We start from the raw sequence: 6908 nt of genomic DNA, 5'->3' as shown, positions 1-6908 counted from the left end.
CGATGATACTGCTCATCCAGAGTGGGAAAGTAGGTAGCTGCCGGGCTTTTTTTATTTATCCGGCATCGCCGGTTAAATAAAAAAAACGTCTAAAGATCCCTTAAAATGCAGCATCTGAACAAAGTGTTAACTTTGGAAGGTGCTGTATTCGTGCACGGAACGCGCATATGTCAATCTCGACGTTTGCCGTACGGCAAACGTCGAGAGCGAATGGTTCATTCGATCGTAGAGCAGAAAGAGGGGCTGGTTCTGCGCTGTTAGCTGTTAATACATTGCCATTTATATAGATTTTCTGGCAGGTTCACTATATTGACTGTATGGTAAAATATAGTAAACTAATATGCTAGAGTATTTGAATACTTGGTGCCTTATATAAACTTATCGAAGGTGTCAAATTAATGTATTCACACGAAGAGGTGTTTATGGTTACTGTTGATGAAATTCAGAAAAGCTTATCCGTTATTCGTCCTCATTTACAGGCTGACGGTGGTGATGTAGAGTTTGTTTCTCTTTCTGATGACGGCGTTGTTTCTGTTCGCTTGAAAGGAGCTTGCGGGACATGCCCTGTTGCACTTATGACCTTAAAAAACGGTATTGAAGCACAATTAAAAGAATCTTACCCGGAGATAAAAAAGGTAGTATCTATTTAGGTTTCTGTCTGTTTTATACATTAACCGGTCAGTAGAATGCAACAGTTGAAGAAATATCTATTTTTGAAAATTGCTGCATTCGTGTGCGATGGAGTATATATCAGTAAACGATGTTTGCGGTACGCAAACTTGTTGTGTTTTTTCAGCCGCGCTATTTTAGCGGCTGAAAATCGACAACCCCAACGCAGAGCCTTGCCGAGAAACGGCATGTATTAAACCCTCGCACAAATAAACCTTCATTTCATATAGTTGATATCATTAAAGTTTTTGGCATGATATGCCGATTTAGGAGATAGTGGAGTAATAGACTTTTTTCTTATGCTCTTAGTTTTCTCCAAAATTGAAGTTTGCAGAGGCTTTCTAGCTCCTAGTAAGGAAGCTATAGCGACCATTGTCATTTTCAGTCTCTTACCTATAGAGCCTGAAAGTACGTTTTTGCGGTGTGCAAAGCGTATATACTTTAATAATAAGGATATTGTATGAAGAAACTGGTATTCCTTGTCGGTTGGTGTGTTTTCGCAATAGCGGCTGTATTTGCATTCGGTAAAAAAGATGTTGAAACACGCACGCCGGAAAATCCCGCAAGCTGGAACGAATCTTTCGATCTGTCTGCTAAAAAAAAGGGTAAGTACAATGCTCTAGTAACCGCTGAGGATATTGCAGGTAATGAGGGGCAGGCTGGTCCCTTTAACATGTATATCGATCCGAATTCGGATTTGCCTGTTGTATCTATTACCAACCCTATTGAGGGTATGGGGATTACCGGAAGTTTGAGTGCTGCCGGTACCGCTTTTGATGATGACGGAATTGATTATATCGAAGTAGCATTAGATAATGGAGAACCGGTGCGGGCGAAAGGTACGCAATTTTGGTCATATTTGTTTCCAACATCAGGACTTGAGGAAGGTGCTCATACTATTACCGCATGGGGCGTCGATATAAATGGTTTAAAGGGTAAAGGGACGGTTGTATCTTTTAATCTCAATCTCAATGTTCCAGAAACTATCATAACCAACATGGATGCAGGAGTTCTTGTTTCCGGTAAAAGAAGGCTTGAAGGTATTGTTGAAGACGGAAACGGAATTGAAAAGCTCTTTTATTCTTTTGATGCCGGTGAGACATATATCCCCCTTTCTGTAAAATATAATAAGAAAAACAAGATTTATTCCTTTAAGCTTGATCTTGATACACGTAAAATGCCGGAAGGACCTACAGTGTGCTGGTTCAAAGCTATTGATAAATTAGGTGCAGAAGGGATTTCTACTTTCTTGATGTTTATCGATAATACCCCCCCTGTTGTTGACTTTTTTTATCCGCCTTCTTCTGAAACGGTTGGAAGTGTATTCGGAATCGCAGGTTCGGCAATTGATACGGTTAATTTGGAATCCGTTTCGTGGAAGCTTGGTAAGCAGAGCGGCGCATTTGAGGAAATAAAGGGGAACCCGTATTGGGTTAAGGAGTTTGATGTCAGCCAATCTTCCGGCAGCTCAGAAACAATTGAAATTACAGCGAAGGATGCTGCAGGAAATATTACAACTGTTTCGAGGACAATCAAAATAGATAAAAGTCTTGATCTGCCTCGACTTAAAATAACTCAGCCTACAGCGGATATCTCTACCGGAAACAGTGTATATCTGGCTGGTTTTGTTGAAAGTGCTTTTGGTATTTCGGAAATACGGTATAAACTCGACAAAGAAGCAGAGGTTTCCGTACCGGTTACTCTCGGTCCGTTTGGAGTCCATATTGACAATCTTGCGGCAGGAAAGCATACCGTTTCAGTATATGCTGTTAATCCGCAAGGGGTAAAGGGCAATACTGATTCCGTTTCTTTCTCTGTAGTTGGGGCAAAGCCGGTTATCGGACTTGCTGACTCCGATAGCTTAGTGCAGGTTATCCCTGCTGACAATAAAGGAAACGTGTCAATCAATGTGAGTGCTGCCGGTACCGGTTTACAGTCCGTATCGTACAGCATTGCAGGTGATACGGCAATTGAAATGCCGATAAAACGGGGCGCTGCAAATGCATTGATCCGTATTCCGTTCGATGCTTCTTACAGTGGAAAACTTACTCCGGTTGTGGTGTATGCAACAGATATTTATGACCGAGCGGTTTCTCAAACTATTTTACTTGAGTCACAGACTGTTGCCGAAGAAGCTTCATTCTTATGGGCAGAAGGAAATAAGACAGCAAACGGAGCCATAGTTTTAGCAGAATCTCTGCAATTAACCGGTGTATACCATCCTGCAGGCGAGGTTGATATAGCCTCTGTGGAGCTGCTCGATTCTGCGCTGTCTGCAGAATTGTCTTTTTCCGGGCGGCAGATTACGTTGACCGGAGTGGCTGAGGGGCTTCATAAAAATGTACAGATTGTAATCACCGATACGGAAGGCAACACTTTTACTTCAACCGGGGTAGATATTGTTGTTGATAAAAATGCTCCGGTTATTACACTGAATGAACCTGATGAACCTCGGCTAATAAAAGATTCTGTTGAACTGTCCGGTTCTGTTACTGATATTTCAACGCTCCAGTCTATCGGTTATACGGTTGGAGATTCTGATGAGATGCCTCTTACCGCAAATTTTTCTCAAAAGATAGCTCTGGACGGCTACCCTGACGGTTTAATCGTTATTGGGATTCATGCTGTTGATACGCTTGGGCAAAAACGTTCTGAATATCGTACGTTCTATAAAAATACACAAGTACCGCAGGTTACGATGCTATTCCCGCGGGAAGGGGATAAGGTAAACGGTTCGATTATTGTCGGTTTCAAACCTGAAAATTATAACTTGTTGGAAAAAGCTGAGTACAAACCCGAAGGTGCCGACCGTCCATGGGAGCCGATAGAAATCTCCTCTATTCTTCATCGTGTTATCGGAACCGCTGCATCCCCAATCAGCATGGATATGCAGTTCAGGTTTACCGACAAACTGGGAAATACGCTGGTTTATAATGATTATAACTTTGAAATTGATACGGAAGCTGATAAGCCGGTCATTGAAGTCCATTTACCCATCGAAGATGCTATTATTGTAAAGGATTTTGTCCTCTCCGGTGTTGTCTATGACGATGACGGTGTTTCCAAAGTTTTCTATCAAATTGATGAAGGACCGATACAGTCTTTGGAAGTAACAGATAGCTTCTCTGTGCCCTTTGCGCTTACGGATTTTACGGATAATGAGCACATTATTTCCATCTATGCTGAAGATATTTACGGAGTAAAAAGCAATGTTTTTAAGCGGCAGGTACGTGTTTCTCTGTTGCCGCCAGAATCTGAAATTCTTGCACCGGCAAGTACGGCAATGGTACGGGATGTTATTTCTGTTACCGGGACTGCAAAAGATGAAAACGGTATTGAATCTATTGAAATTTCGCTAGATAACGGCAATACCTACAATAAGGTTGATGTAGCCGAATCTTGGCAGTATACATTTAATACCAAGGTTATTGCTGATGGAACTCATGCTATCTTTGTTAGAACAACCGATAAATACGGACAGTCTTCAGTTATTACCAGCTTGCTTAATATTGATAATGGCGCTCCTGTATTGAAATTTGATTATCCTATTGCAGGCGGGCATTATGACAGTGAATTGGTTATATCGGGGCAGGTATATGATGAGATTGCTCTGAAAGATATTGTGCTGCATATTAAGGGGCTTGAAGGACAAACCGTTCCGGCTAAATTTACGAATATGATGCTGGAGTACGATCTGCTTGCGGTAAAGACGCTCAATATTGCTGAGCTTGCAGAAGGTTCTTACAACCTCGAGATTGTGGGATCGGATGCTGCAGGGAATCTTACGAATATTGCGCGGAACTTTATTATTGATCGCAGTAATGATAAAGGGAAGATCGACTTACTATATCCGCTCACTGGAGATACGCTTATTGGAGAATTTAGTATTTACGGTAAGATTTCGAGCACGATTTTCCCTGAATCGGTTACATTGTACATTGATGGTCAGGAACAGGGAACCTCTGATATTTCAGCTATTGGGTATTTTCACTTTGATATAACACCGGAGAAGCTGGCAGCAGGGGATCACCAGATAGCTGTTAAAGCGGAGATTGTGAAAAATAGACCGGAAAGTTCAATGGTGCATACCATCACTTATAATCCGGTTGGTCCGTGGGTTACGATAGATAATTTTGCGATGGGGGATTTCGCAGTAGATCGCCCTTATTTGAGAGGACGTGCCGGGTATAGTCTTTCCGAAGAAGAGCGGTTGATATTAGAGGATAAAACGGCTACGAAAGAACTACGGGCTGCTATTGCCGGAAAGCAATTAGAATCGGTTGAAATTAGTTTGAATAACGGCAGGTCGTTTAAATCCGTCAGTTCAAAATCAGCATGGAAGTATCGGCTTGAAACCGGTGATATGGAAGAAGGCGAACATTACCTTTTGGTGCGTGCACGGATGAAGAATGGAGAAGTGGCTGTTTCTCGGATGATTGTTAGTGTTGATAAAACACCTCCGACGGTTACTTTGATAACACCGGATGCCGGAGGTCTTTATAATCAGTCGATCGTCTATGCGGGACTGACATCGGATAATGTTGCCGTAACAAATGTAACCGTGGCTTTGCGTAAAGGGGATAAGCGTTTCTATGGCGTACCGACGGTCTTTCAGGGGCTTCACTTTGAAACCGGTTTTTTGGGAGCATCACTCTGGGATATAGGTATCGGTTTGAGCTTCTTTAGCAACAGTGTTAAGCTGCAGCTGCACTATGGTCAATACCTGCCTTCGCAGTGGAAGGCAATACATGGACCGTTAGAAAATATGCGCTACGGCGGGCATATCTTCGGGCTGAAAATCCTTGCAAGTGTATTTGAGCTGGCGTTTCAGCGGTTTGCAGGACCTGACTGGGCATGGCTTTATATGACTGCTGCTTTAGGGGCAAACTTCTCTATCTTTACTGAAACACAGAGCAAAAAGCCGCAGGTACTGGCTGCCTTGCTTGGGCAGATCGAATTCCCGCGGGTGAAACTGCCTAAGAAGAAGGTAAAGTATTTTAGAAGCTTTGCTGTATATACCGAAGGACAGTTGTGGTTTATACCGACGGATGTCAGTGACGGTATCGATAAGAGCAAGGGAAAAAAAGACAAGGGGAATCCAGCGGTAGTACCCCGTGTATCGGTTGGTATACGTGTGGATGTCTTTTAATAGGCTTGCATAGCGGTCGTTGTATGCCGAAGATGATCCGGTATCAGAAAATGACGGATCATCTGCAAAGCATAATACCATAAAAAAACGCAGCCTCGGGCTGCGTTTTTTGTTTTAAAAAGAAGTTGGACTCATCCAGTCTTTTATAGATTAAAGCTTTTTCATGCTTTTTGCGGTTCTAGACCCACAACAAAGTACTTGTCCGGAAGCTTTGAAGGCTTTCCTGTTTTATCAACACATGCCCATGACACCTCTGCTTCCGCACAGATGTCTCCTTGCGGGTTGCTGATAATTTGCTGGAATGTCCCCGAAACCTTTCCGAGTTTAAGAGGATTTACCTCGATTTTCAGCTTATCATAGAGCCGAGCTGAATGCTTGTAACGGATATCGATGCGGGTAACATAGAGCATATAGCCTTCGTCAACAAGCCCTACATAGTCAAATCCGATCCGCCGCAAGTATTCCATACGGGCATATTCCAGGTAGTTAAGATATACGGCATTGTTGACATGATTATATGCATCAAGCTCGTAGCTCCGAACTTCTACTTCTATTATTTGTCCCATTGTATGCTCCTTTTGAAATATTCCAAGCCTTTTCACAAAGGTTAAGCGATTGGGTAAAAAAAAAGACTGCAAGTTTTCTTGCAGTCTTTTGAGCTATGATGGATTCGAACCATCGACCCACGCCTTAAAAGGGCGTTGCTCTACCTACTGAGCTAATAGCCCATATTGTTCCCTTACAAACAACGGAGATTACTATATAGTATATTTCAATTTATGTCAAGCCCCCGCATCACATCACGCAGGGATTCCGCATTATAACGACTGCAATACTCTATCGAGGCAATCTTCGCGTTTGTCGCACAGGCGTTGCTTATGGATAAGCGGCATTTTCTTTGCTTTTACGATATCCGAAAAGTCAACCTGCCCCAGAATATTCAAGACAATTTTTCGTAAGACGCTTAAGTTCGCTGCCGCATTGTCTTTGCGTACAAGACAATAATCCTCATCGAGAATTGCATCGAGCACCCAATGAGATTCGCCCATTCATCTTTTTCTGAAAGCCAATCAATATTCGAACAAAGATA

At 42.5% G+C, this 6908-nt stretch carries 4 protein-coding genes and 1 tRNA gene; 2 read left to right on the top strand and 3 right to left on the bottom strand.

Annotation, left to right across the window (positions count from 1 at the left end; translation table 11 throughout):
* Positions 1-422 precede the first annotated feature (422 nt).
* Both ACTTJ8_RS11000 and ACTTJ8_RS10995 read left to right on the top strand, forming a co-directional pair.
* Positions 423-650, top strand: a complete 228-nt coding sequence (locus ACTTJ8_RS11000) for a NifU family protein (protein WP_442716862.1) — start codon at positions 423-425, stop codon at positions 648-650.
* A gap of 479 nt (positions 651-1129) precedes the next feature.
* Complete coding sequence (locus ACTTJ8_RS10995; protein ID WP_442721209.1) at positions 1130-5818, top strand: Ig-like domain-containing protein; 4689 nt, start codon at positions 1130-1132, stop codon at positions 5816-5818.
* Between the two features lie 161 nt (positions 5819-5979).
* On the opposite strand, the gene ACTTJ8_RS10990 is transcribed toward ACTTJ8_RS10995, so the two are convergent.
* The 3 genes from ACTTJ8_RS10990 to ACTTJ8_RS10980 form a co-directional block, all read right to left on the bottom strand.
* Positions 5980-6384, bottom strand: a complete 405-nt coding sequence (locus ACTTJ8_RS10990; protein ID WP_442716864.1) for an acyl-CoA thioesterase — start codon at positions 6382-6384, stop codon at positions 5980-5982.
* Between the two features lie 89 nt (positions 6385-6473).
* Positions 6474-6546: transfer RNA gene (locus ACTTJ8_RS10985), tRNA-Lys, on the bottom strand.
* A 90-nt stretch (positions 6547-6636) separates the two neighbouring features.
* Positions 6637-6867 carry a hypothetical protein gene (locus ACTTJ8_RS10980; RefSeq protein WP_442721208.1) on the bottom strand — a complete coding sequence of 77 codons (231 nt, stop codon included), beginning with the start codon at positions 6865-6867 and terminating at the stop codon, positions 6637-6639.
* Positions 6868-6908 lie beyond the last annotated feature (41 nt).

This window comes from Treponema sp. (genome assembly GCF_052169735.1).
Taxonomy (GTDB): domain Bacteria; phylum Spirochaetota; class Spirochaetia; order Treponematales; family Treponemataceae; genus Treponema.
The sequence above is the reverse complement of the archived record's forward strand: the minus strand, read 5'-3'. Positions and strand labels throughout refer to the sequence as shown.

What these genes read in the sequence shown, in the direction of transcription:
- ACTTJ8_RS10995 (WP_442721209.1), top strand. Translation starts at nt 1,130, where the DNA reads ATGAAGAAACTGGTATTCCTTGTCGGTTGGTGTGTTTTCGCAATAGCG.
- ACTTJ8_RS10980 (WP_442721208.1), bottom strand. Translation starts at nt 6,867, where the DNA reads ATGGGCGAATCTCATTGGGTGCTCGATGCAATTCTCGATGAGGATTAT.
- ACTTJ8_RS11000 (WP_442716862.1), top strand. Translation starts at nt 423, where the DNA reads ATGGTTACTGTTGATGAAATTCAGAAAAGCTTATCCGTTATTCGTCCT.
- ACTTJ8_RS10990 (WP_442716864.1), bottom strand. Translation starts at nt 6,384, where the DNA reads ATGGGACAAATAATAGAAGTAGAAGTTCGGAGCTACGAGCTTGATGCA.